We start from the raw sequence: 24,434 nt of genomic DNA on the forward strand, positions 1-24,434 counted from the left end.
ACTGCGCCATATCAGCGCAAGCCTTGGCAGACGGGCCCGTCGAGGCTGACCAAAGGATTTTTGCGCGGTGGGTTTTGCCCCCGGTGCATTTATTTCAAAGGGTAAAAACCCTCTACAACGATGGCTGGCGGAGCCGGTTGAACGCGGTTAGTATTCAAAGAATATTTTAAAAACAAGAAATCAAACCAGTCCGTGACGTGTCCCAGGCAGCTCCCGAACTTGTTACAAATTTTTACCGGGGCAGCACGGCAGCGTCGAGACTGCAGGCGTAGTCATGATGACAGATACCCCCGCGCACCCAGGCTTGATCTCCCTGCAAGGCATCGGCAAACGCTATCAGCTCGCCGGACAGCACCTGTCCATCCTCAATGATGTGTGCCTGTCCGTCGCCCGCGGTGACAGCTGCGGCATCCTCGGCGCCTCCGGCTCCGGCAAAAGTACCCTGCTCAACATCCTCGGCCTGCTGGACCTGCCCAACTGCGGCCAGTACCGCTTTGCCGGCCACGACATTTTCAGCGCCAGCCCGGATGAACTGGCGGCGATCCGCAACCAGCAGATCGGCTTCGTGTTCCAGAGTTTCAACCTGCTGCCGCGCCTCAGCGCATTGGACAATGTCGCCCTGCCCCTGAGTTATCGCGGCGTGTCGCGCCACGAGTCGGTGGAGCAGGCCCTGCGCATGCTCGAACAAGTCGGCCTGGCCGAGCGCGCGCACCATCGCCCCGCCGACCTCTCCGGCGGCCAGCGCCAACGTGTGGCGATTGCGCGGGCGCTGGTGGGCAAGCCCTCGGTCATCCTGGCCGACGAACCCACCGGCAACCTCGACAGCAGCACCGCCCAGGACATCATGGACCTGCTCCTGGCGCTGAACCGCGAGCAGCAGGTCACGCTGATCATCGTCACCCACGACGCGCACATCGCCGAACGCCTGGAGCGCAAGATCCTGGTGCGCAACGGCGTGGTGCATGAGGCCGGGCGCCCATGAGCCTGCGGGTCGAGCAGAGCCTGAGCCAATTGCTGCATGAAGCGTTCGTCAGCCTGCGCACCCTGGGCAAGCGCTCGATCCTCGCGCTGCTGGGCATCGTGATCGGCAGTTCGTCGGTGGTGGCGCTGATCAATATCGGGCATAACGCGGCGGTGGATGCCGCGCTGATTTTCAAGGACATGGGCACCGACACCCTGGTCGCGCAGTTTCCGCCCAAAGCCGACAGCAGCGTACCGATGCGTGCCCGCCTCGACCTCGACGCCGTGCGCCAGGCCGTGCCCGGGATCGCGCACATCGGCGCGCTGAGCCTGTTCAGCGGCCCCATCGTGTTCCAGGGCCGCAGCGTCAACGCCAACTTCGTCGGCAGCACACCGGATATCCCCGCGGCCCTGCGCCTGGCGCTGCGCGAGGGGCGCTTCCTGTCGGCGTTCGATGCCAACGAAACCTACGGCGTGATCGGCGACCAGATCGCCCAGGCCCTTGGCGCCCCCGGCGCGCCGTTAAAGCTGGGCGACCGCGTGCGTATCAACGACTACCTGTTCCAGGTGGTCGGCATCCTGCACCACCAGCCCCGGGCGATGCTGATGCCGGTGCAGGCCAACGAATCGCTGTTCATTCCCGCCGACGGCATGCGCCGCATCTACGCCAGCCCGCAAATCGGCAACGTAATCATCCGCGCCGCGCCGGGCCAGGACATGGAACGCATCGCCCGGGACGCCGCCGCCGCGCTGCAACGCCAATTGACCGAGCACAGCGTCGACATCACGGTGCCCCAGCAAATGATCGACGGCATGACCCGGCAGAGCCGCACCTTCGCCTACCTGCTGCTGGCCCTGGGCGCGATCTCACTGGTGGGCGGCGGTGTCGGGGTGATGAACGTGATGCTGATGAACGTCTCCGAACGCCGCCGCGAGATCGGCATTCGCATGGCGCTCGGCGCACGCCAGCGGGATATCCGCAACCTGTTCCTGCTCGAAGCCATCACCCTCACCGCCGTCGGCGCGCTGTGCGGCGCGGTGCTCGGCATGACCGCCGCGTGGCTCTACGCCTGGCTGTCGGGCTGGGCCTTCGCCCTGGCGGTCGCCGCCCTGCCCCTGGGGGTGGGCAGCACCTTGCTGGTGGGGTTGTTCTTCGGCATTTACCCGGCGGTCTCGGCCTCACGGTTGCAGCCGGTGGAGGCGTTGCGCGATGAATAAACGCCTGCTGCTGCTCCTGGCGCTGATCAGCCTGCCGAGTGTCGCCGCCGATATGCTGATCCGGCCCACGGCGCCCAGCACCACGCGCAGCGGCTATGATCGCGGCGTCTCGCTGAATGCCCAGGTCACCGCCGTTACCCTGGGCGACGCGGTGTACCTGGGCCTGCGCAACAATCCGGCGATTCGCAGCGCCTACCTGCAGCGGGTCGCGCAGAAATTCGACCTGCGCGTGGCCGAAGACGTGTTCAACCCCAAGCTCACCCTCAACAGCTATTACCGCAGCTCCCGCGGTTCCGCCGACAATGCACGCAATACCAACGTGGCCCCTGCCACCAGCCTGCTGGGCGAGTACGGCACGCGCCTGAGCATGGCCTGGACCCAGCAACTGAATAACGCCAACCGGGCCGGTCGCTACCGCAGCGACGGCCTCGACCTGGCGCTCATCCAACCGCTGATGCGCGGCGCCGGCTGGGACGCGACCACCGCGCCGCTGCGCCTGTCGCGCCTGTCGGAGCAGGCCAACCGCCTGAACCTCAAGGCCACCGTGGCACAAACCATCAGCCAGATCATCGCCACCTACCGCGAGTTGCTGCGCGCCCAGGAGCAACTGAGCATCGTCCAGGACGCGCTGAAACGCGCCAACACCTTGCTGGAAGTCAACAAGGCGCTGATCAGCGCCGGGCGCATGGCCGAGTTCGAGATCGTGCAGACCGAAGCCGATATCGCCACCCAGCAACTGGGCGTGGAAGAAGCGCAGAACCAACTCGACACCAGCCGCCTGGCCTTGCTGCGCCTGCTGGCCCTCGACCTGTCGACGCCGATCCGCGCCACCGAAGCCCTGGAGGCCAAGCCCATGCAGATCGACAAACGCGAGGCCTTCAACCTGGCGCAGAACCAGCAACCGGAGTACCTCGCCACCCTGCTCGGCAGCCAGCAGGCCGACCTCAACCTGGTGATCGCCAAAGACTCCGGGCGCTGGCAAGTGGACCTGGTGGCCGGGGCGAACCAGATACGCAACAACTACGACAACGACACCGGCAGCGGCAACAACCGCAGTTGGGACAGCTACGCCGGGGTGCAGGTGCAAATCCCCATCGGCGACATCAGCACGCGCCAGGCCGAAGTGCGCGCGCGGGTGAATGTGGAGGATCAGGCCATCCGCATCACCGACGCCCGCCAGGAGCTGGAACGCAGCGTGAACAACGTGGTGCGCGACCTCAGCACGCGCTGGCGCCAGTACGAAATCTCCCAGCGCGCCGTGGAATTGTCGCGGCGCAAGATCGAGATCGAACGCGAAAAACTCAGCGCCGGGCGCTCCACCAACTTCCAGGTGCTGAGTTTCGAGACCGACCTGCGCAACGCCGAAAACACGCAGCTCAATGCGCTGATCGCTTACTTGAACGCCCAGACCCAGCTCGATCTGACCCTGGGCATGACGCTGGAAAGCTGGGAAATCGCCCTCAATGACTACTAACCAAAAACGCCTGCTGGCGGCTGGATTGATCGTGCTGCTGGCGGCCGCCGGCGTTGCGGTGCACAGCCATCGCAGCGCCGCCGACCCGATCCTCCCGACCGAACAGTGGCTGGCGGTGACGCCTGGCGCGCTGGTGCATCAGATCGGCCTGGTGGGCAAGATCGAGCCCGACACCACCCTCACCCTCACCGCGCCGTTCGACGGCAATGTGCAGGCCAACCTGGTGGAACAAGGCCAACGCGTCGACGCCGGGCAAGTGTTGCTGCGCATGGACCCGGCCCTGCTCGAAGTGCAACTGCGCGATGCACTCTCCGCGCAACTCAAGGCCCGGCGCACCGTGCAGGAAATGCAAGACTGGGACAGCAGCCCCACTGTCAGCCGTGCACGCCGCAGCCTGCGCACCGCGCAAATGAGCGCCGACAACACCCAGCGCAAACTCACCGAAAGTGAAAACCTGTTTCAGCGCGGCATCATCCCGCGCAACGAACTGGACGACCTCAAGCAACAGACCCAGCAGCAACAACTGGACCTGATCGCCGCACGCGATGAACTGCAACAGGCACTGGAGCAAGGCAAGGGCGAATACCGACAGATCGCCGAGATGGAGCTGACCAATGCCACGGTGAAGTACGACGCGCTCTACCGACAGCTCGAAGACAAGGAGGTCAAGGCGCCCTTCTCCGGCATCGTGGTGCCCGCCCCCGGAAGCAGCAACGCGGCAGCAGGCGCTGGCAACACCAACGCCCCGGTGCAGGCCGGCAGCAAGGTCAGCCAGGGCCAGGTGCTGTTCGGCCTGGCCAATATCGAACGGCTGAAAATCGTCGCCAGGGTCTCCGAGCTGGACATCAACCAACTGCACCAGGGCCAGGCGGTGGAAGTGATGGGCGATGGCTTCGACGGCGAACGGTTGAGCGGCTCGGTGAGTGTGGTCAGCGGTTTGGCGATTGCCGGCGATACCCAGGGCAGCGCGCAGTTCCCGGTAACCCTATCGATCCCCAGGCTGACCCCGCAGCAACTGCAGCGGGTACGGCTGGGGATGAGTGCGCGACTGACCATCGTCACTTACAACAACGCGCAGGCGATCGTGATTCCGAGCCAGGCGATCCAGCCGGACATGACCGTCGAATATCGGCCGACGATGGACCAGCCGGTGGAACGCGTGACCGTGACCACCGGGCAATCGACGCCGCAGGGCGTCGAGGTATTTGGCCTAAAACCCGGTTTTGTGAAGACCCCTAGGTAGAGGAAGTTGCCCTGTGGGAGGGGGCTTGCTCCGTCCTACCTTTAGATCATAGTCAGCTTCAACGCCAGCGCCTTGGCCTGAAGCGCCACATCGGTCACTGCCGTGCTCTCCCACCACATCCCGCGCAGCGGCGGGCCCATGGCGAACAAGCACCGGCTGGCCTGGCCCTGGGCATCCAGCACCGCCCCCGAGGCATCCGCTGCGATCCCCAGCGCCAGCGGCCCGGGCTGGATCAACCCGCGTTTGAGCAACTGCTGGGGCAACGGCCGGGCTACGCGGCGCCAGTCGTATTCGATGCCGCTGGAATTGATCAGTGCCGCGCCCGCAACCTGGGTGATCGCTTGCTCGCCACGGTAACGCAAGCGGATGCTGACGCCGTTGACCGCAGGCGCCAAGCCCTTGAACGACGCCGCGCGAATGCGCAGGCGCCCTTCCTCATGCAGACGCGCCACCAACTGCGCACTCAGCGGCGGCGAACGGTGGTGATGACTTTCCCACCACGGCCGCACATGCCGCACGAACTGGCGCTTCTCGCGCTCGCTGGCCTGGCTCCACAAACGGCCGATATGCGCGCGCACGGTGTCCAGCGGCGCCTGCCAATCGATGCCCTGCGCCGTCGCGATGCGACACTGCCGACGCACCTCGCGCAGCAACTGCCGAGGGCTACGCAGGCGGTGGTCGGCGGCGAGAAAATCGTCCCAGCCCGGTGGCTGTCGACGCACATGGGGCAGCAGGCCGTGGCGCGAGAACACCTCGATCGGGCCCCGGTGCCCAGCCTGTTCCAGGGACACCACGGCATCGACCATGGTCAGCCCGGAACCGATGATCAGCACCGTCGCGCGCGGGTCGAGTTGGCTCATGGCCTGCACGTCCCACGGGTCGACTGCGGCGGCGTTCAAACCGCTGGATTCGGTCTGCGGCGTGCGCGCCGCCGGGAACATGCCGGTCGCCAACACCGCCTGGGCGCCGCGCAGTTGCTGGCCGTTATCCAGGGTCAGCAGCGTCGAGGCGGGGTCCACTTGCAGGTCGACCACTTCGGCGCGGATATGCTCGACGGTAGACGTCGACAGCGCCTTGGCCTCGGCCAAGCGTTGCTGCGCGTACAACCCGAACATCCCGCGCGGCGGGAACAGCTCGCTGATCGGCACATGCTGCTGGTCCGACTCCGGCCAGCCGCCAGCGCCGATGTAGTCGGTGAGCCATTGGGTCAGGTCGTCGGCGTTGTCCGGGTCGACACTCATGCGCGCCGCATTGCCGTTCAAGGTATGGCCCAGCTCGACCGCACTGTAGGCCTCGCCGCGGCCAAGTTCGGCGCGCGGTTCGATCACCAGGATCTGCCGCGAGCCGGGCAGGCGCAGCAGTTGCACGGCCAGCATCGTACCGCTCAGGCCGCCGCCGATGATCAGGACATCGGCGTTGCGGATGGATTCAGTCATGCCTGTTCGCCTTTACTGTTTACCCAGATAGATGTCATGCAAATCGCCCCGCGCCAACAGTTCAGCGGCGCTGCCGCTCAAGACCACGCGGCCAGTATCCAGCACGTAGCCGTGGGACGCATAGTTGAGCGCGACGTTGATGTTCTGCTCGGCGATCAGGAAGCTCACCTGCTGCTCGCGGTTGAGCTGCGCGACGATCTCGAATATCTCCTGCACGATCATAGGCGCCAAACCCATGGACGGCTCGTCGAGCAGTACCAAAGTAGGACGGGTCATCAACGCCCGGCCGATGGCGACCATCTGCTGCTCGCCGCCGGAGGTGAGGCCGGCGCGGGTGTGGCGCTTGGTCTTGAGCCTGGGGAACCAGGCGTAGATGCGTTCCAGATCGGCCTCCATGGCCCTGCGGCTCAGGCGGCGCACGAAGCCGCCGCTGCGCAGGTTGTCTTCCACCGTGAGCTGGCCGAACACATGGCGACCTTCGAGTACATGCACCATGCCCTGGCGCACCCGTTGGCTGGGGTCGACGCCGGCCAGGTCATGGCCGGCGTATTCGATCACGCCACGGCTGACTTCGGCACGCTCGGCGCGCACCAGCCCGGAGATCGCCTTGAGCGTGGTGCTCTTGCCGGCGCCATTGGCGCCGAGCAGGGCGACGATCGCGCCCTTGGGCACGCTCAGCGACACCCCGGCCACGGCGAGGATCGCGCCGTCGTAGATCACTTCGATGTCGTTGACCGTCAGCAGCGCGGCGTGTGCGGATTCACTGGCAGGTAGGCTCATGGTTTATTCATCTCCGGTGCAGGTGCGTGGCGTCAGGCCTTTTTCCTTGGCGAACGCGGCGGACTTTTCGTCGATCAGCGGGCGCAACAGCGCGCGGTCGGCGGCGATCCAGTCGCTGACCAGCGTCCAGTTGGCGCCGTCCCACTGCTGCACCCGCGCCGAGCCGCCGCCTTCGTGGTCACGGCACGACAACTTGAGGTTCTGCATCAGGCCCAGGTAGCCCATGGCCTTGAGGCGCGCGTCGTCGATATTCAGGTGCTCCAGGCCCCAGCGGCCTTCTTCGCCATTGAGCGGGCGCTGGCCGAATTTGGCCTGGGCGGTGCGGATCGCTTCCACCGCCACGGCGGCGTTCACCAGGCCTGAGTTGTAGTAGACGCTGCCGAAGTTTTTCAGGTCCTTGAGGTCGCTGTGGCCCTTGTCGAGGACGTATTGCTTGAGGCGCTTGTGGATCTCGAAATCGGCGCCGGCCGGGTATGGGGTGAGCGCCAGGTAGCCTTTGGCAGCAGTGCCGGCAGGCGATACGTCTTCGCTGGAACTGGCCCAGATATCGCCGATGATATGGTCGACCGGGAAGCCAAAGCGTGCCGCGGTTTTCACCGCGACCGGCGTGGACACGCCCCACGTGCGCAGGAACACCCAGTCCGGGTTGGCCTGGCGCACCTGGCGCCATTGCGCGGACTGTTCGTTGCCCGGGTCGGCCACCGGAATCTGGATATTCTCGAAGCCGTACTGCTCGGCGAGCAGCTTCAGCGGGCCAAGGGTTTCGCGACCGTAGGCCGAGTCGTGGTAGACCGTGGCGATCTTTTTGCCTTTGAGTTTGTCGAAACCGCCTTCGCGCTGGGCGATGTAGTTCACCAGGCTCGACGCCTCGCTGTAGAAGGTCAGCATCACCGGGAAGTTGTAAGGGAACACGGTGCCGTCGGTGGCTTCGGTGCGGCCGTAACCGAGGGTGATCAACGGGATCTTGTCCACCTCGGCGCGCTCGCTCAGGGCGTAGGCCGCCGGTGCGCCATTAGGCTGGTAGACCGCGACCGGCGCGCCATCCAGGCCGTTCTTGAAGCGCTCGTAGCACTCGATGCCCTTCTCTGCCGTCCATTCGGTCTCGCATTCCTGCCACACCAGTTTTACGCCATTGATGCCGCCTTCGACCTCGTTGATATAACGCAGGTAGTCGATCATCCCGGCCCACACCTGCACGCCGCTGGAGGCATAGGCGCCGACGCGGTAGGTGGCCAACGGAAAGAACTGCTGGTCGGCCGAAGCCACGGCCTGGGGCACTGCAGCGGCCAGGGTGGCCAGCGCGAAGGCGGCGCCGGCCAGGGAACGTTTCAAGGATGCACGCATGGGAGTTCTCATAGAGGTCAAAACCGTAGGGGCCACTGACGCAGCCGATCGCGAAGGTTGTGCAACAGGCGAATCAAGCCCTCGGGTTCCTTGATCAGGAACACGATGATCAGCACGCCAAAGATGATTTTCTGCAGGTTCTGCAATTGCCCCGCATCCACCGAACCGCCGAACAGCGCCTGCCCGGCATGGCTGAGGAAGATCGGCAGCAAGCTGATAAACGCCGCGCCGACGAAGTTGCCGGCGATGCTGCCCATGCCACCGATAATGATGATGAACAGAATCTGGAACGAGCGATTGATATCGAAGCTGCTCGCGCTGGCCGTGCCCAGGTAGGCGAAGGCCCACAGCGCGCCGGCGATGCCCAGGTAGAACGAACTGACCGCAAACGCCAGGCGCTTGTAGCGCACCACCGGGATGCCGACCACGGCGGCGGCGGTGTCCATGTCGCGGATCGCCATCCAGTTGCGCCCCACCTGGCTGCGCACCAGGTTGACGGCGGTCCAGGTCAACAGCAGCACGGTCAGCAACGTCAGCCAGTAACGGCCCAGCGGCGTGTTGAGGTCATAACCGAGCAACGCCAGCTTCGGCGCGGAGATGGTGCCGGACGAGCCGTAGTTGTAGAACCAGGGGAATTTGACGAACAGCCACTCGAGGAAAAACTGCGCGGCCAGGGTGGTGACCATCAGGTAGAAGCCCTTGATCCGCGAGCTGGGCAGGCCGAACAGCAAACCGACCAGCGCGCTGATAATGCCGCCGCCGAGCAACGCCACCGGCAAGCCCAGCTCCGGCAGGCGCAGCAGAAAGCCGTAGGTGGCAAACGCACCGACCGCCATGAAGCCGGCCGCGCCCACCGAGGTCTGCCCGGTGTAGCCGGTCAACAGGTTCAGGCCCAGCCCGGCCAGGGACAGCACCAGGAACGGGATCAGGATCGCATTGAGCCAATAATCATTGCCCCACAGCGGCACCACGACAAACGCCAGCGCCAACAGGCCGAGCAGGCCCCAAGGCACACGCCGCTGAATCAGCCGCAATGGCGCGGTTTCTTGCACAACAGGGATCGACATGGTTTCAGACTCGCTCGATGGCACGCTCGCCGAACAGGCCGGCGGGGCGGATATACAGGAAGGCCAGGGCCAGGGCGTAGGCGAACCACGGCGTGATGCCGCCGCCGAGCAGTGGGCCGATATACACCTCGGCAAGGTTCTCCGCCGCGCCGACAATCAGCCCGCCGACAATCGCCCCGCCAATCGAGGTAAAGCCGCCGATGATCAACACCGGCAAGGCCTTGAGCACCACCAGCGACAATGAAAACTGCACGCCCTGACGCGCGCCCCACAGCAGCCCGGCCACCAGCCCGACGGTCCCGGCCACCGCCCAGACGATCTGCCAGATACGGTTGAGGTTGATGCCGATGGACAGCGCCGCCGTGGTGTCATCCGCCACGGCGCGCAACGACACGCCGATGCGGGTCTTGTTGAACAGCAGCGCCAGCACCGTCACCAGCACCACCGCGGCTGCGGCGGCGATCAGGTCGAACTGGCTGAGCATCAGCGGCCCGACGAACAGCGGCACGTCGTCGATGCCCAAGTCCAGCGCACGCACCTGCGAGCCCATCAAGCCCTGGGCCAGGCCCTCGACAATGAACGACAAGCCCAGGGTGGCCATGAACAGGGTGATCTGCGAACGGTTCACCAGCGGGCGCAGAACCAGGCGTTCGATGAGCAAGGCGCCGACGATCATCACCACCACCGTCAGCAACAGCGCCAGGGCAAACGGCACGCCCTGCTCGTGCAGGCTGACGAAGGTCAGGGCGGCAAACAGCAGCATCGAGCCCTGGGCGAAATTGAACACGCCGCTGGCCTTGTAGATCAGCACGAAGCCGATGGCGACCAGCGAGTACAGGGTGCCGGCGAGCAGGCCGCAGAGCAGGGTTTCGAAAAAGAACGTCATCAGTGGACCACTCCCAGGTACGCCGCGATCACGTCGGGGTTGGCCTGCACTTGCGCAGGGGTGCCGTCGCCGACCTTGCGCCCGTAGTCGAGCACCACCACATGGTCGGACAGGCCCATGACCACGCCCATGTCGTGTTCGATCAACACCACGGTGGTGCCGAGGTCGCGGTTCACATCGGCGACAAAGCGCGCCATTTCCTGTTTCTCCTCGGCGTTCATCCCAGCCATGGGCTCATCCAGCAGGAGCAGGCTGGGCCCGGCGATCAGCGCCCGGCCCAGTTCCACGCGTTTCTGCAGGCCGTAGGACAAGTTGCCGACCGGCACATCACGGTGGGCCTGCAACTCAAGAAACTCGAGAATGCCCTGGGCACGCCGGCGGAACGCTTCGGCCTCGCGCCGTGCGCGGGGCAAGCCGAGGGCCTGTTCGATAAAGCGGGTGCTCATATGCCGCGACAGGCCGGTGAGGATGTTGTCGAGCACGCTCATCTTTTTGAACAGCGCGTTGTTCTGGAAGGTCCGCCCAATGCCGCGACGCGCGGCGCCCAACGGGTCGATACGGTGGAAGTGCTGCTGCTCGAACACGATCTCGCCGGCATCGAAGCGATACACGCCGTTGAGCACATTGAGCAGCGAACTCTTGCCGGCGCCGTTGGGGCCGATCAGCGCGCAGATTTCGCCGCGCTGGACATCGAAGGACAGCGCGTTGATCGCCTTGACCCCTTTGAACGACAGCGAGATATCCCGCACCTGGAGAATGGCTTGGCTCATGCGATGTCCCGTTTGAATTCAGCCAGCCACACCGGCTCGACAACGGACTTGCCCGTGCTGGGTGGCTGCCAGATAGAGGCCAGGCGTTGAAAGCCCAGCAGTTTGCGCACGCGGTTTTTCAGCAGACGGCGCAGGCCGCTGTGCGGCTGGGCGATGGCCCACTCACACAGGCGTCGGCGCCAGGTGCCGTGGGGCGCCAGGCGGCTTTCGATGTCGTCGGCCAAGTGCTGCAGGCGCGCAGGTGACAACAGCAAGCCGGTGGGCGCGGCTTCGCCGCGATCACGCCGGGCCGATGCCAGGCTTTCCGGGAAGGCCAGCCCGTGACCGCTGTTCAGCCATTGCGCCAGCAGTACCGCCAGGCCGCCTTGCCAGTGAGTGCCCTCCTCGCTCCACAGCACGCTCTCGCCGGCCGGCTGCCACCAGCGGCTGAGGTGCCGGGCCGGGTCGGTCGCACCAAGCACTTGGGCGAAATCCACCAGGTTGGCCGACTGCCAGTGCCGCTGCTGCTGACGCCCCTGCACGTAGGAATGGCTCGGGCGAATGCGCCAGAGTTGTTGGCGCAGCGCCTCGGGCTCCAAGTCATCGGCCAGGGTCAGTACCTGGCCGCCGACCGATTGGGCGGCCAGCGCCAGCAATAACAGGTTGGGCTCGAAAGCCCCGCTGAGCGCCAGTTGCGATTGTTCGCTGAACCCGTGCTGACGCAGGCCATCGGCCAGGCGCTCGACATCGCGCAACACATCGATCCAGCGCCAGGCGTACCACTGGCCCTGGCGCTTGTGGCGCAGGGCGGTGTGCAGCGGCGTGATCTGTGCCCAATGGCGCAGTTGTTCCAGGGCCGTGGGCAACTGACCGAGCAACTCGGCCGGCCATTCCAGAGCCGGCGGAGGTTTGAGTACATGCACGCTCATAGGGGTGATGCTCCTATTGGGTGGGTAAGCGTGCGGTGGTCCGCTGGCTGAATGAGGATTGAACGGAAAGTCGATAGCGTTGATATAAAGACTAAGCAGGAACCATGCCGATATAAAACGCCGTATAACCCAGGCGTTCATCAACAGTTATGAAGCTGACACAGCACAAAGTGCTTCTTCGCTGTTGCTGTAGCAACAGCGAACACCCTGCCGAGCGGGGTCGGAATTGATAAGTCACCGGCATTCAAACATGTGTTCCGAATAACCACTTTCGCTATTAGAAACGATCACGTTATACCTGTCATTTTTGACAGTAGATATTGTGTTGCCCGCTTAATAGACTCAAGCCGAACCCACGTCACAACAAAGGAGAGCCGCTTATGAGCAGCTCGAATAAAACCAAGCCAAAAGCCACTTCAGGCACAGCCAGTGCAATAGTGAATGACGACGAGGACTTTAACAGTTTCGAGGGCACACGCTTCTATTTCTATCTGGATGAACAAACAAACAGATGGTATATCTCAGGCGCAAGCGATGAAGACCATCTTGGTCAATATCAATATATTTCGCTGTGGTTGCCTAACGAGGGTGACGTTGTAAAAAAAACCTACGCAATCGTTGACGACCATGGTGCGCAGGGGAAAGCCAATGCGTCATGGACAAAAGCAACCTCCTCGTCATTTCGCCCTTACACCGCCATCAGCGGAAGTGTGACGGTCACGCTGAACAGCACCCTGCAGACAGTGGAGTCAACCTTCGAATTTGCAGCACAAAGCGGTTCAAAAACAGTCTCTCTTACCCAGGGCGAGATGAAACTCCAAGGATTTACCGAGGACAAGAAAGCCAGAGCCAGCGGTTTGGTGGCGTGTAACCTCAGCGAGTCGATTAATGAGCGCTATGAGTCTAATGAGACAGGGTTTAATAAAAGAGGAGAGACGGGTAGTTTCCCTGCCTATCTACAGGCCTGGTCACGACAGTTCACGTCGAAACCCGACTTTAAGGACTATGTATTATCCATCAACATAGCCGAAGGCCTTTCACGCGGCACCTACAGCTTTAGTCCTGAAAGCAAACAGGTCCGTCTGTTTTTCTTCCATATCCTTGAAGGTTTCGTTTGGAGCGCTGAAAGCGGTACGGTCACATTCAATTCAATTCCAGATTTCGAGGCGATTAAAGGCAAACTTTCTGGAACATTCAACTTTGTCGGCACCGCCGAACTTGGTGATGGCAGCCAACTCGTTTTAAGAGCTGACAATGGAAGCTTCAACCTGGAACAATAAACGTATTTGTCATCTTCCCTCGGGTGTTGCGTGTCATGCGCAACACCCGAGGGCCCTTTCGCTCGGTTGAATCAGGCACGCGCAGCAGTTCTATCTTTCTGCACATTTGCCAATACGCGATAACCGCTGCCTGGGTGGGACTCGGGCAACCTTGCACCTTCACCAAATAACTTCTCGCGCAACGTGCCCTGGGCGTATTCCTTCTTGTACACCCCACGCTTCTGCAACTCCGGCACCAGCAGTTCCACCGCGTCGATAAAGGTTTCGTGGGTCAGCGCATAGGCCAGGTTGAAGCCGTCCACATCGGTGTCTTCCACCCACTCCTGCAACAAGTCCGCGACCGTCTCCGGGCTGCCGACAAACAGCGGGCCAAAGCCGCCGATACCGACCCAGTCGGCCAGTTCCTTGGGCGTCCAGACCTTGCTCGGGTCCGCCGTGGAGAAGGCTTCCACCGCCGACTGAATCGCGTTGGTATGCACATGCTTGAGCGGTTCGTCGGGCTTGAACTGGCTGAAATCGATGCCGGTCCAGCCGGAGATCAGCGCCATGGCGCCTTCGTAGCTGACGTAGGATTTGTACTCGTCGAACTTGGCCTTGGCCTTCGCGTCGGTCTCGCCGACGATCACCGTCTGCAGGTTGAAGATCAGGATCTTGCGCGGATCACGCCCGGCCTCGGCCGCGCGGCGACGAATGTCGGCGACGGTGTTTTTCAGCAGCGTCTTGGACGGTGCGGCGACAAACACGCACTCGGCCTGCTCGGCAGCGAACTGCTTGCCACGGCTGGACGCCCCCGCCTGGTACAGCAACGGCGTGCGTTGCGGCGACGGCTCGCACAGGTGGATGCCGGGCACCTGGAAGTGTTTGCCGACGTGGCGGATCTCGTGGATCTTGCTCGGGTCACTGAAAATCCGCCGCTCGCGGTCACGCAGCACGGCGCCCTCTTCCCAGCTGCCTTCCCAGAGTTTGTAGCAAACCTCCAGGTATTCCTCGGCGTAGTCGTAGCGCGCATCGTGTTCGGTCTGGGCGTTCTGGCCGAGGTTCTTGGCGCCGCTTTCCAGGTAAGAGGTGACGATGTTCCAGCCGACACGGCCTTTGGTCAGGTGGTCGAGCGTGGAAAGGCGTCGAGCGAACGGATACGGGTGTTCGAAGGACAACGACGCAGTCAGGCCAAAACCCAGGTGTTCAGTGACCAGCGCCATCGGCGCGATCAGCGACAGCGGGTCGTTGACCGGCACTTGAGTGGCCTGGCGGATCGCCGCGTCGCCATTGCCGTTGTACACGTCGTAGATGCCCAGCACATCGGCGATAAACAGGCCGTCGAACTTGCCGCGCTCGAGGATTTTCGCCAGGTCGGTCCAGTACTCCAGGTCCTTGTACTGCCACGAGCGATCACGCGGGTGTGCCCACAGGCCGGGGGATTGGTGGCCGACGCAATTCATGTCGAAGGCATTCAAGCGGATTTCACGGGACATCAAGCAGTCCTCCCGGGGGCGACACCGTTGAGGTGGTAGTTGCCGACAAGCTGGTACTTCCAGCGCAGCGGCTCTTCGAGGGGCGACGGCAACGCGCTGCGCTGGCCGGTCAGTTCGAATTCGGCGGCGCTGGCGAACAGCAAGGCTTCGGCGGCGGCGATCTGCGCTTCGGTGGCGGCGACAGGCGTTGGGTGGGTTTCGGCGTATTCCAGCAAGGCGGCGGCCACCTCCACGCGGATCTGCCAGTCGCCGAAGCGGCTGATTACATAAGGGTCATCACTTTTTTGCAGCACACGTCGGGTGCTCTCCAGCAATTGGCGAGCCTGGTCGAGCGCGGTGGGTTGGGTCAGTGCATTCATGGGGCAGGCTCCTCAGTTCCAGGCATGGCGTGCGGGTTTGTCGCCGTTGAGCACGAAGTTACCGATCAGGTGGTATTTCCAGCGGACCGGGTCGTGCAGGGTGTGGGTGCGCGCGTTGCGCCAGAAGCGGTCGAGGTTGTGCTTGCCGGTCACCGAGCGGGTGCCGCCCAGCTCGAAGAGCTTGCTGCTGGCGAGCAACGCGGTTTCGGCCGACAGCACTTTGGCCTGGGCGACGATCAGCGAGGCGTTGGCGACGGTGTCTTCGTTCGGTTCGGCGAGGGCCTGGTCGACCGCCTTGCCAGCCTTGGCGAGAATCGCTTCGGTGCCGTGTACGCGCCATTCCAGATCACCGATGGCGGCGATGGTGAATGGGTCCTGCCAGCCGTGATCCTGTTGGCTGTCGATCCATGGGCGGGCCTGGCGCGCGAAGACTTTCGCTTGCTCGAGGGCACCCACGGCGATGCCGGTATCGATCGCGGCCTGGATGATCTGCGAGATCGGGCCGTCAGCGGTCGGTTGGTCGAACGCCAGGTGCGCGGGAATCACCGCGCTCAGCGGCACCGTCACGCCATCGAGGGTCACGCCGCCGCTGGCGGTGGTGCGCTGGCCGAAGCCATCCCAGCTGTCGATGACCGTGAGGCCCGGCGCATCGCGCTCGACGAAGGCAATCAAGGCCTTGCCCTGTTCGTTGGTGCCCACCGCCGGCACGATATGGGCGAACAGCGCGCCGGTGCAGTAGAACTTCTCGCCATTGATCTGCGCATGATCGGCGTGAACGCGAATCTGCGTGTCGAAGGTGCCGGCGTTCTTGCTCTTGGCTTCGGAGAAAGCGTTACCGAAACGGTAGCCGGCCAGGACCTTGCCGAAGTAGTGGAGTTTTTGCTCCTCGCTGCCGGTTTGCAGCAGGATATCCACCACCCCCAGGTGGTTCTGCGGGATCTGCGCCAGGGACGGATCGGCGGCGGCGATCAACTTGATCACCTCTGCCACCGTCACATAGGACACCTCGGCGCCGCCATAGGCCTTGGGGATGGTGATGCCCCACAGGCCGCTGGCGGAAAATTCGTCGAGTTCAGCGACCGGCAGGCGCCGCTCGCGGTCGCGCACGCTGGCCTCGACGGCGAAGCGTTCGGCCAGGCGCGTAGCGACCGCGATGGCTTCGGCGTCTGATCGGATGATATGAGCAGGGTGTTGAGGGTGGGCTGACATGGGCCGACTCCAGAGTCCAAGGGGATACTGGAGTGATTGCAGGAGTCGTGCCCGAAACCAATCTTCAATAAGATCAGTAGGTTGCCGTCATTTTAATGCAAGGGAACCCGCCTGCGATCGAGCAAAGTGTCCATCCGCTGTTGGCGGGTCAACAGTCAGATCACCACATTGCGCACAAAGCGCACCGCCACGTCGCCGTCATTGCGATAGGCGTGGGCCTGGCGGCTGGCGAACATGAAGAACTCACCGGCGCCGACCGGTTTTTCCTGACCATCCAGCACCAATGTCAGGCGGCCTTCGAACACGAACAACTGCACGCTCCAGCCATCCGGGTCCGGCTCGGGGCTGTAGCAATCGCCCGGCTCCAGGCGCATCTCCCACAGCTCGACTTCACGCCGCGCCGTGGCCTTGGCAAGCAATACAGCTTTGCTGCCGGGGATGTCACCGGCCCAGGCCAGTTCGTTGATACGGCTATGGTCAGGTGCATCCGGGGCCTGGATCAGGTCGCTGAAAGCCACATCCAGCGCTTCGGCGACGCGGTCGAGGGTGGACAGGCTGACGTTTTTCTCGCCAGCCTCGATGGCCACCAGCATGCGTCGGCTGACCCCGGACTTTTCCGAGAGCGCGGTCTGGCTCAAGTCGGCGGCATGACGCAGGCGACGAACATTCTGGCTGACATGCTGCAGGACCGAGGCCCGTTGCGGATTTTCTTTGTGCACTATATTGCTCAATGGGTGGGTGTGCGCAGTATACTGCCCAGCGTGCGGCGCATTGTGCGGTCCGCGCCCTTCCCTTGCAAGACTGAGCCGCCATGACCACCCCGAATGCTCCCTCGCGTTTCAACCGCTTCAGCAAAGCCGAATGCATCCTGGTGTTCATCACCATGATCTGGGGCGGCACCTTTTTGCTGGTGCAGCACGCCATGACGGTCAGCGGGCCGATGTTTTTCGTGGGCCTGCGGTTTGCTGCGGCGACGATCGCGGTCGGTTTTTTCTCTTTGCGCACCCTGCGCGACCTGACCCTGTTCGAGTTGAAAGCCGGCGTGTTTATCGGCGTGGCGATCATGTTTGGCTACGGGCTGCAGACCATCGGCCTGCAGACGATTCTGAGTAGCCAGTCGGCGTTCATTACCGCGCTCTATGTCCCGTTCGTGCCGTTGTTGCAATGGCTGGTGCTGGGTCGTCGGCCAGGGTTGATGCCGAGCATTGGCATCATGCTGGCGTTTGCCGGGTTGATGCTGTTGACCGGCCCGGCCGGTGCTTCGCTGAATTTCAGCCCCGGCGAGATCGCCACGCTGATCGGCGCGGTGGCAATTGCCGCCGAGATCATCCTGATCAGCGCATTTGCCGGGCAAGTGGACGTGCGTCGGGTGACCGTGGTGCAACTGGCCACGGCGTCGTTGTTGTCGTTCCTCATGGTGGTGCCGATGGGCGAGGCGTTGCCGGGGTTCTCCTGGTTGCTGTTGTTCAGCGCGGTGGGCCTGGGCTTGACCAGCGCGGTGATCCAGGTGGCGATGAACTGGGCGCAGCAAAGCGTTTCGCCGACGCGGGCCACATTGATTTATGCCGGGGAACCGGTGTGGGCCGGCGTGGTTGGGCGGATTGCCGGGGAGCGGTTCCCGCCGATTGCCATGGTCGGGGCGGCGTTGATCGTGGCGGCGGTGGTGGTGAGTGAGTTGAAGACGCGCGGGCAGAAGGCGATCGAATTGCAAAATGCGCGGGAACAGGAACAGCAGGGGTAAGGTCCTAGCCCGGGCGGTGGCTGTCAAATCGCCATCCCGGGCACGCCCAGCGTCCACGATCAGGCGCTGGCGCGCGTGGGTGAGGGTTAGCTGAAACAATGCCAAATGGGCGTTTTCAGCCTACCTTGTAGGATCCTGCCACACGTTGCCGTTTGGTGATCAAGAAAGCGGCACGTATGATGCATCCCAAACTCCCGCAGATTAGAAGCCTATGTCCCTGATAGTTCTACTGCTTCTGCCTTTTATCGGCAGCTGTCTGGCGGCCTTGCTGCCGCACAACGCACGTAACACCGAATCCTTGCTGGCCGGCCTCATCGCCCTGATCGGTACTGTTCAAGTCGCCCTGCTCTACCCTCAAATCGCCCACGGCGGGGTGATCCGCGAAGAATTCATGTGGTTGCCCAGCCTGGGCGTGAATTTCGTCTTGCGCATGGACGGCTTCGCCTGGCTGTTCTCGATGCTGGTGCTCGGCATCGGCACGCTGGTGTCGCTGTATGCGCGTTACTACATGTCGCCGGACGATCCGGTGCCGCGCTTCTTTGCGTTTTTCCTGGCATTCATGGGGGCCATGCTCGGCCTGGTGATCTCCGGCAACCTGATCCAGATCGTGTTCTTCTGGGAACTGACCAGCCTGTTCTCGTTCCTGCTGATCGGTTACTGGCACCACCGCGCCGATGCGCGGCGCGGTGCCTACATGGCGTTGATGGTCACCGGCGCGGGCGGTTTGTGCCTGCTGGCCGGCGTGATGCTGCTGGGGCATATCGTCGGCAGCTATGACCTGGACCTGGTCCTCGCGGCGGGCGATCAGATTCGCGCGCACTCGCTGTACCCGGTCATGCTGGCCCTGGTGCTGATCGGCGCGCTGAGCAAAAGCGCGCAGTTCCCGTTCCACTTCTGGCTGCCCCACGCCATGGCGGCACCGACACCGGTGTCGGCCTACCTGCATTCGGCGACGATGGTGAAGGCCGGCGTGTTCCTGCTGGCCCGCCTGTGGCCGTCGCTGTCCGGCAGCGAAGAATGGTTCTGGCTCGTCGGCGGCGCCGGCGCCCTGACCCTCCTGCTCGGCGCTTACTGCGCCATGTTCCAGAACGATCTCAAGGGCCTGCTGGCCTACTCCACCATCAGCCACCTCGGCCTGATCACCCTGCTGCTCGGCCTCAACAGCCCACTGGCCGCTGTCGCCGCGGTGTTCCATATCCTCAACCACGCTACCTTCAAGGCCTCGCTGTTCATGGCGGCCGGCATCATCGACCACGAAAGCGGCACCCGCGATATCCGCAAGCTCAGCGGCCTGGTGCGCCTGATCCCGTTTACCGCGACCCTGGCGATGGTGGCCAGTGCGTCCATGGCCGGCGTGCCGTTGCTCAATGGCTTCCTGTCCAAAGAGATGTTCTTCGCTGAAACCGTATTCATCTCGTCGACCGCCTGGGTGGAAATCGCCCTGCCGGTGATCGCGACCATCGCCGGCACGTTCAGCGTGGCCTACGCGCTGCGTTTCACCGTGGATGTGTTCTTCGGCCCGCCCGCGACGGACCTGCCCCACACCCCGCACGAGCCTCCCCGCTGGATGCGCGCGCCAGTGGAGCTGCTGGTGTTCACCTGCCTGCTGGTGGGGATCTTCCCGGCCCAGGTGGTCGGCTCGATCCTCGCCGCCGCCGCGCTGCCGGTCGTCGGCGGCGTGTTGCCGCAATACAGCCTGGCCATCTGGCACGGCTGGAACGCGCCGATGATCATGAGCCTGGTGGCGATGTGCGGCGGGGTGCTGCTCTACCTGCTGCTGCGCAAGCAACTCAAGCGCGGGCGCTTCAAGTACCCGCCGGTGATCAGCTACTTCAACGGCAAGCGCGGCTTCGAGCGCTGCCTGGTGCTGATGATGCGCGGCGCGCGCAAAATCGAGAAACGCATCAGCACCAAGCGCCTGCAGACGCAGTTGTTCCTGCTGGTGCTGGTCGCCGTGATCGGCGGGCTGATCCCGCTGCTCAACAGCGGCCTCAGTTGGGGCGACCGGCCGAAGATCCCGGGCTCCATCGTGTTCGTCACCCTGTGGCTGCTGGCGATTGCCTGCGCCCTCGGCGCCGCCTGGCAGGCCAAGTACCACCGGCTGGCGGCCCTGACCATGGTCAGCGTGTGCGGCATGATGACCTGCATCACCTTCGTGTGGTTCTCGGCGCCGGACCTGGCGCTGACGCAACTGGTCGTGGAAGTGGTGACCACCGTGCTGATCCTGCTGGGCCTGCGCTGGCTGCCACGGCGGATCGAAGAAGTGTCGCCACTGCCCAGTACGCTGCGCAAGGCACGCATTCGCCGCTTGCGCGACTTCCTGCTGTCCACCGTGGTCGGTGGCGGCATGGCGCTGCTGTCCTACGCGATGCTGACCCGCCAGACGCCTAACGACATTTCCTCGTTCTACTTGAGCCGCGCCCTCCCCGAAGGCGGCGGCAGCAATGTGGTGAACGTGATGCTGGTGGACTTCCGTGGCTTCGACACCCTCGGCGAAATCACCGTGCTCGGCGCCGTGGCGCTGACCGTGTATGCCCTGCTGCGACGCTTCCGCCCCTCCAAGGAAAGCATGCAACTGCCCGCGCAACAGCGCCAACTCGCGCCGGACGTGGCCACCGACCTGATCAACCCGCGCCAGGCCAGCGACACCGCCCTGGGCTACATGATGGTGCCAGCGGTGCTGGTGCGCCTGCTGCTGCCGATTGCGCTGGTGGTGTCGTTCTACCTGTTCATGCGCGGCCACAACCAACCGGGCGGTGGTTTCGTCGCGGGCCTGGTGATGTCGGTGGCGTTTATCCTGCAATACATGGTCGCCGGCACCCAGTGGGTCGAGGCGCAGATGAGTCTGCGGCCGATGCGCTGGATGGGCTTCGGCCTGTTCTCGGCGACCCTGACCGGGCTCGGCGCATTGTTCGCCGGCTACCCGTTCCTCACCACCCACACCTGGCATCTCAGCTTGCCGGTGCTGGGCGACATCCATATCGCCAGCGCCCTGTTCTTCGACGTCGGCGTGTACGCCATGGTCGTCGGCTCGACGCTGCTGATGCTCACCGCCCTCGGTCACCAATCGGTGCGGGCCCATAAACCGAGCAACCAGCCGAAAACCGTTGCCACACCGGAAGGAGCCGCCTGATGGAAGAAGTCATCGCAATTGCCATTGGGGTCCTGGCGGCCTCCGGCGTCTGGTTGATCCTGCGGCCACGGACGTTCCAGGTGGTGATGGGTCTGTGCCTGTTGTCGTATGGGGTCAACCTGTTCATTTTCAGCATGGGCAGCCTGTTTATCGGTAAGGAGCCGATCATCAAGGACGGCGTGCCGCAAGACCTGCTGCACTACACCGACCCGCTGCCCCAGGCGCTGGTGCTGACGGCGATCGTGATCAGCTTCGCCATGACCGCGCTGTTCCTCGTGGTACTGCTGGCGTCGCGGGGCCTGACCGGCACCGACCATGTGGACGGCCGGGAGCCCAAGGAATGACCTGGGTCAACCAACTGATCGTCGCGCCGATCCTGCTGCCGTTGCTGACCGCCGCGCTGATGCTGATGCTCGGCGAGAAGCACCGCCCGCTCAAGGCGCGTATCAACCTGTTCTCGAGCATGCTCGGCCTCGCTATCGCCATCTTGCTGTTGTACTGGACGCAACAAGGCGGCCCCGGTTCGATCGGCGTGTACTTGCCCGGCAACTGGCAAGTGCCGTTCGGCATCGTGCTGGTGGTGGACCAACTGTCGGCGCTGATGCTGGTGCTCACCGGGATCATCGGCGTGAGTGCGTTGCTGTTCGCGATGGCGCGCTGGGACCGTGCGGGCACCAGTTTCCATGCGTTGTTCCAGATCCAGATGATGGGCCTCTACGGTGCCTTTCTCACCGCCGACCTGTTCAACCTGTTCGTGTTCTTCGAGGTGTTGCTGGCGGCCTCCTATGGCTTGATGCTGCACGGTTCCGGCCGGGCGCGGGTGTCGTCGGGGCTGCATTACATCGCGATCAACCTGCTGGCCTCGTCGCTGTTCCTGATTGGCGCGGCGATGATCTATGGCGTCACCGGCACACTGAACTTCGCGGACCTGGCGCTGAAAATCCCGCTGGTGCCAGAGGCCGATCGCGGCCTGTTGCACGCGGGTGCGGCGATCCTCGCCACCGCATTCCTGGCCAAGGCCGGCATGTGGCCGCTGAACTTCTGGCTGGCGCCGGCGTACTCATCGGCCAGCGCGCCGGTGGCAGCGATGTTCGCGATCATGACCAAGGTCGGCGTGTACACCGTGCTGCGCCTGTGGACCCTGCTGTTCTCCGGCCAGGCCGGGGCGTCGGCGCTGTTCGGCGGCGACTGGCTGGTGTACGGCGGCATGGCGACCATCATCTGCGCGGCGCTGGCGATGCTGGCGGCGCAGCGCCTGGAGCGCATGGCCAGCTTGAGCATCCTGGTCTCGGCCGGCATCCTGCTCTCGTCGGTGGGGTTCGCCCAGCCGAGCCTGACAGCCGGAGCACTGTTCTATCTGGTCAGTTCCACGCTGGCGTTGAGTGCGCTGTTCCTGCTGGCCGAATTGATCGAACGCTCGCGCTCGGCCAACGACCTGCCGCTGGATGAAGAGATCGATGCGCTGCCCAAAGCCATGGAATCCCTGCATCCGCGCCCCGGCGTGAACCTCGATGACGAACAGAAAGCCGTGGTCGGCCAGGTGATTCCCTGGACCATGGCCTTCCTCGGCTTGAGCTTTGTCGCCTGCGCCCTGCTGATCATCGGCATGCCGCCGCTGTCGGGGTTTATCGGCAAGCTCAGCCTGTTGAGCGCGCTGGTCAATCCGCCGGGCTTGGGCCATGCGCTGGATGAGCCTGTCCGCCCTGCCGCGTGGGGCCTGGTGACGTTGCTGATCCTGTCCGGCCTGGCCTCGCTGATCGCCTTCGCCCGCCTGGGCATCCAGCGCTTCTGGACCCCGGAAGAACGCCCGTCACCGCTGCTGCGCCGTTATGAGTGCGTGCCGATCTTCTTCCTGCTCGGCCTGAGCATCCTGCTGACCTTCAAGGCCGAGCCGCTGATGCGCTACACCCTGGACACCGCCAAGAGCCTGAACAACCCGGAACAGTATGTGATGGCGGTCATGGCCACGCGCCCGGTGCCCAGCCCTGAAGCCAAGACCGCAGCGCTGGAGGTGCAGCCATGAAGCGCCTGTTCCCGGCCCCGTGGTTATCGCTGGCGTTGTGGGTGTTGTGGCTGCTGCTGAACCTGTCGATCAGCCCCGGCAACCTGTTACTGGGCGCGCTACTGGGTTTGCTCGCGCCGCTGCTGATGGCGCCGCTGCGCCCGCTGCCGATCCGCATCCGCCGCCCCGGGGTGATCATCCGCCTGTTCTTCCGGGTGGGGCGTGACGTGATCATCTCCAACCTGCAAGTCGCCTGGGGCGTGCTGGTGTGCGGCTCGCGGCCACCGCGTTCGCGCTTTATCAAAATCCCCCTGGACCTGCGCGACGCCAACGGCCTGGCCGTGTTGTCGATGATCACCAGCGTGACCCCCGGCACCGTCTGGTCGGAACTCGCCCTGGACCGCAGCATCCTGCTGCTGCACGTCTTCGACCTGGACGATGAAGCGCAGTTTATCCAGCACTTCAAACACGACTACGAACGGCCCTTGATGGAGATCTTCGAATGAGCGCCCTGCTCTCCAATGCGATCCTGTTCAGCCTGTTCCTGTTCTCGCTGGCCATGGCGCTGACACTGGTGCGCCTGTTCAAAGGCCCATCGGCCCAGGACCGGGTTCTGGCGCTGGACTACCTGTACATCCTGGCGATGCTGATGATGCTGGTGCTGGGCATTCGGTATGCCAGTGATACCTACTTCGAAGCGGCGCTGTTGATTGCGCTGTTTGGCTTTGTCGGGTCATTTGCCCTGGCCAAATTCCTGCTGCGTGGCGAGGTGATCGAATGATGCCGTTATGGGTTGAAGTGTGCGTGGCCGTGTTGCTGGTGCTGAGCAGCGTGTTTGCCCTGATTGGCGCAATCGGGTTGCTGCGCATGAAGGATTTCTTCCAGCGCATGCACCCGCCGGCACTGGCCTCGACGCTGGGCGCGTGGAGCGTGGCGTTGGCGTCGATTATCTACTTTTCGGTGCTCAAGTCCGGGCCGGTGTTGCACGGGTGGTTGATCCCGATTTTGCTGTCGATCACCGTGCCGGTGACGACGCTGCTGCTGGCGCGCACCGCGCTGTTCCGCAAGCGCATGGCCGGTGACGATGTGCCCGCCGAGGTCAGCAGCCGTCGCTGAGTTCTGATGCGACACGGTCAAAAAAATGTGGGAGGG

The 24,434-nt window shown here is 63.8% G+C and carries 23 protein-coding genes; 12 read left to right on the plus strand and 11 right to left on the minus strand.

The annotated features are described in order from the left end of the window. Positions 1-274: 274 nt before the first annotated feature. Genes TU80_RS10530 through TU80_RS10545 form a run of 4 tightly spaced genes read left to right on the plus strand, consistent with a single transcriptional unit; the run spans position 275 to position 4,895 of the window. Complete coding sequence (locus TU80_RS10530) at positions 275-982, plus strand: ABC transporter ATP-binding protein (RefSeq protein ID WP_057004427.1); 708 nt, start codon at positions 275-277, stop codon at positions 980-982. Continuing rightward, positions 979-2,178, plus strand: a complete 1,200-nt coding sequence (locus tag TU80_RS10535) for an ABC transporter permease (protein ID WP_057004428.1) — start codon at positions 979-981, stop codon at positions 2,176-2,178. The genes TU80_RS10530 and TU80_RS10535 overlap by 4 nt, the downstream gene beginning before the upstream one ends. Next, on the plus strand, positions 2,171-3,652 hold the full coding sequence (locus TU80_RS10540; protein WP_057004429.1) for a TolC family protein: 1,482 nt from the start codon (positions 2,171-2,173) through the stop codon (positions 3,650-3,652). Before TU80_RS10535 ends, TU80_RS10540 begins: the two co-directional genes overlap by 8 nt. Continuing rightward, positions 3,642-4,895: an efflux RND transporter periplasmic adaptor subunit gene (locus TU80_RS10545; RefSeq protein WP_057004430.1), complete on the plus strand. Its 1,254-nt coding sequence runs from the start codon at positions 3,642-3,644 to the stop codon at positions 4,893-4,895. Before TU80_RS10540 ends, TU80_RS10545 begins: the two co-directional genes overlap by 11 nt. A 41-nt stretch (positions 4,896-4,936) precedes the next feature. Here TU80_RS10545 and TU80_RS10550 read toward each other — a convergent pair whose 3' ends face one another. From TU80_RS10550 to TU80_RS10580, 7 genes are read right to left on the minus strand one after another with little or no spacing between them, the layout of a single operon-like run. Next, positions 4,937-6,331: an FAD/NAD(P)-binding protein gene (locus TU80_RS10550; RefSeq protein WP_057004431.1), complete on the minus strand. Its 1,395-nt coding sequence runs from the start codon at positions 6,329-6,331 to the stop codon at positions 4,937-4,939. A 12-nt stretch (positions 6,332-6,343) separates the two neighbouring features. After that, positions 6,344-7,111 (minus strand): ABC transporter ATP-binding protein, encoded by a 768-nt coding sequence (locus TU80_RS10555; RefSeq protein WP_046382893.1) that lies wholly within the window; start codon positions 7,109-7,111, stop codon positions 6,344-6,346. Between the two features lie 3 nt (positions 7,112-7,114). After that, positions 7,115-8,455 (minus strand): ABC transporter substrate-binding protein, encoded by a 1,341-nt coding sequence (locus TU80_RS10560; protein WP_057004432.1) that lies wholly within the window; start codon positions 8,453-8,455, stop codon positions 7,115-7,117. A 17-nt stretch (positions 8,456-8,472) separates the two neighbouring features. After that, a complete protein-coding gene (locus TU80_RS10565; protein ID WP_057004433.1) occupies positions 8,473-9,522 on the minus strand; it encodes a branched-chain amino acid ABC transporter permease in 1,050 nt (349 codons plus the stop codon). Positions 9,523-9,526: 4 nt separating this feature from the next. Further along, on the minus strand, positions 9,527-10,408 hold the full coding sequence (locus TU80_RS10570; RefSeq protein ID WP_057004434.1) for a branched-chain amino acid ABC transporter permease: 882 nt from the start codon (positions 10,406-10,408) through the stop codon (positions 9,527-9,529). Further along, positions 10,408-11,178: an ABC transporter ATP-binding protein gene (locus TU80_RS10575; protein WP_057004435.1), complete on the minus strand. Its 771-nt coding sequence runs from the start codon at positions 11,176-11,178 to the stop codon at positions 10,408-10,410. The genes TU80_RS10570 and TU80_RS10575 overlap by 1 nt, the downstream gene beginning before the upstream one ends. Beyond that, a complete protein-coding gene (locus TU80_RS10580) occupies positions 11,175-12,086 on the minus strand; it encodes an AMP-binding protein (RefSeq protein ID WP_046382888.1) in 912 nt (303 codons plus the stop codon). Before TU80_RS10580 ends, TU80_RS10575 begins: the two co-directional genes overlap by 4 nt. Before the next feature lie 380 nt (positions 12,087-12,466). Here TU80_RS10580 and TU80_RS10585 point away from each other — a divergent pair, with 380 nt between their 5' ends. After that, positions 12,467-13,366: a hypothetical protein gene (locus TU80_RS10585; protein ID WP_057004436.1), complete on the plus strand. Its 900-nt coding sequence runs from the start codon at positions 12,467-12,469 to the stop codon at positions 13,364-13,366. Between the two features lie 71 nt (positions 13,367-13,437). Here TU80_RS10585 and TU80_RS10590 read toward each other — a convergent pair whose 3' ends face one another. From TU80_RS10590 to TU80_RS10605, 4 genes are all read right to left on the minus strand, one after another. Further along, the gene (locus tag TU80_RS10590; RefSeq protein ID WP_057004437.1) at positions 13,438-14,838 is read right to left on the minus strand and encodes an LLM class flavin-dependent oxidoreductase; all 1,401 of its coding nucleotides are present in this window, start codon (positions 14,836-14,838) and stop codon (positions 13,438-13,440) included. Beyond that, on the minus strand, positions 14,838-15,197 hold the full coding sequence (locus TU80_RS10595) for an acyl-CoA dehydrogenase (RefSeq protein ID WP_046382885.1): 360 nt from the start codon (positions 15,195-15,197) through the stop codon (positions 14,838-14,840). Before TU80_RS10595 ends, TU80_RS10590 begins: the two co-directional genes overlap by 1 nt. A gap of 12 nt (positions 15,198-15,209) precedes the next feature. After that, positions 15,210-16,406, minus strand: a complete 1,197-nt coding sequence (locus TU80_RS10600; RefSeq protein WP_057004438.1) for an SfnB family sulfur acquisition oxidoreductase — start codon at positions 16,404-16,406, stop codon at positions 15,210-15,212. Between the two features lie 155 nt (positions 16,407-16,561). Continuing rightward, entirely contained in the window at positions 16,562-17,125 is a 564-nt protein-coding gene (locus tag TU80_RS10605; RefSeq protein ID WP_017848086.1) for a helix-turn-helix domain-containing protein, read from the minus strand. Between the two features lie 92 nt (positions 17,126-17,217). On the opposite strand from TU80_RS10605, the gene TU80_RS10610 reads away from it, so the two are divergent. The 7 genes from TU80_RS10610 (at position 17,218) to TU80_RS10640 (ending at position 24,398) form a co-directional block, all read left to right on the plus strand. Next, positions 17,218-18,147 (plus strand): DMT family transporter, encoded by a 930-nt coding sequence (locus TU80_RS10610; RefSeq protein ID WP_017848087.1) that lies wholly within the window; start codon positions 17,218-17,220, stop codon positions 18,145-18,147. A gap of 211 nt (positions 18,148-18,358) precedes the next feature. After that, the gene (locus tag TU80_RS10615) at positions 18,359-21,280 is read left to right on the plus strand and encodes a monovalent cation/H+ antiporter subunit A (protein ID WP_017848088.1); all 2,922 of its coding nucleotides are present in this window, start codon (positions 18,359-18,361) and stop codon (positions 21,278-21,280) included. Next, on the plus strand, positions 21,280-21,624 hold the full coding sequence (locus tag TU80_RS10620) for a Na+/H+ antiporter subunit C (RefSeq protein ID WP_007986256.1): 345 nt from the start codon (positions 21,280-21,282) through the stop codon (positions 21,622-21,624). Before TU80_RS10615 ends, TU80_RS10620 begins: the two co-directional genes overlap by 1 nt. Beyond that, the gene (locus tag TU80_RS10625) at positions 21,621-23,303 is read left to right on the plus strand and encodes a monovalent cation/H+ antiporter subunit D (RefSeq protein WP_046382882.1); all 1,683 of its coding nucleotides are present in this window, start codon (positions 21,621-21,623) and stop codon (positions 23,301-23,303) included. Before TU80_RS10620 ends, TU80_RS10625 begins: the two co-directional genes overlap by 4 nt. Beyond that, complete coding sequence (locus tag TU80_RS10630) at positions 23,300-23,788, plus strand: Na+/H+ antiporter subunit E (protein ID WP_017848090.1); 489 nt, start codon at positions 23,300-23,302, stop codon at positions 23,786-23,788. The genes TU80_RS10625 and TU80_RS10630 overlap by 4 nt, the downstream gene beginning before the upstream one ends. Beyond that, positions 23,785-24,063 carry a K+/H+ antiporter subunit F gene (locus TU80_RS10635; RefSeq protein ID WP_017848091.1) on the plus strand — a complete coding sequence of 93 codons (279 nt, stop codon included), beginning with the start codon at positions 23,785-23,787 and terminating at the stop codon, positions 24,061-24,063. The genes TU80_RS10630 and TU80_RS10635 overlap by 4 nt, the downstream gene beginning before the upstream one ends. Continuing rightward, entirely contained in the window at positions 24,060-24,398 is a 339-nt protein-coding gene (locus TU80_RS10640) for a Na+/H+ antiporter subunit G (protein WP_017848092.1), read from the plus strand. The genes TU80_RS10635 and TU80_RS10640 overlap by 4 nt, the downstream gene beginning before the upstream one ends. Positions 24,399-24,434 lie beyond the last annotated feature (36 nt).

The sequence above is a fragment of the Pseudomonas veronii genome, from assembly GCF_001439695.1.
GTDB classification, from domain to species: domain Bacteria; phylum Pseudomonadota; class Gammaproteobacteria; order Pseudomonadales; family Pseudomonadaceae; genus Aquipseudomonas; species Aquipseudomonas veronii.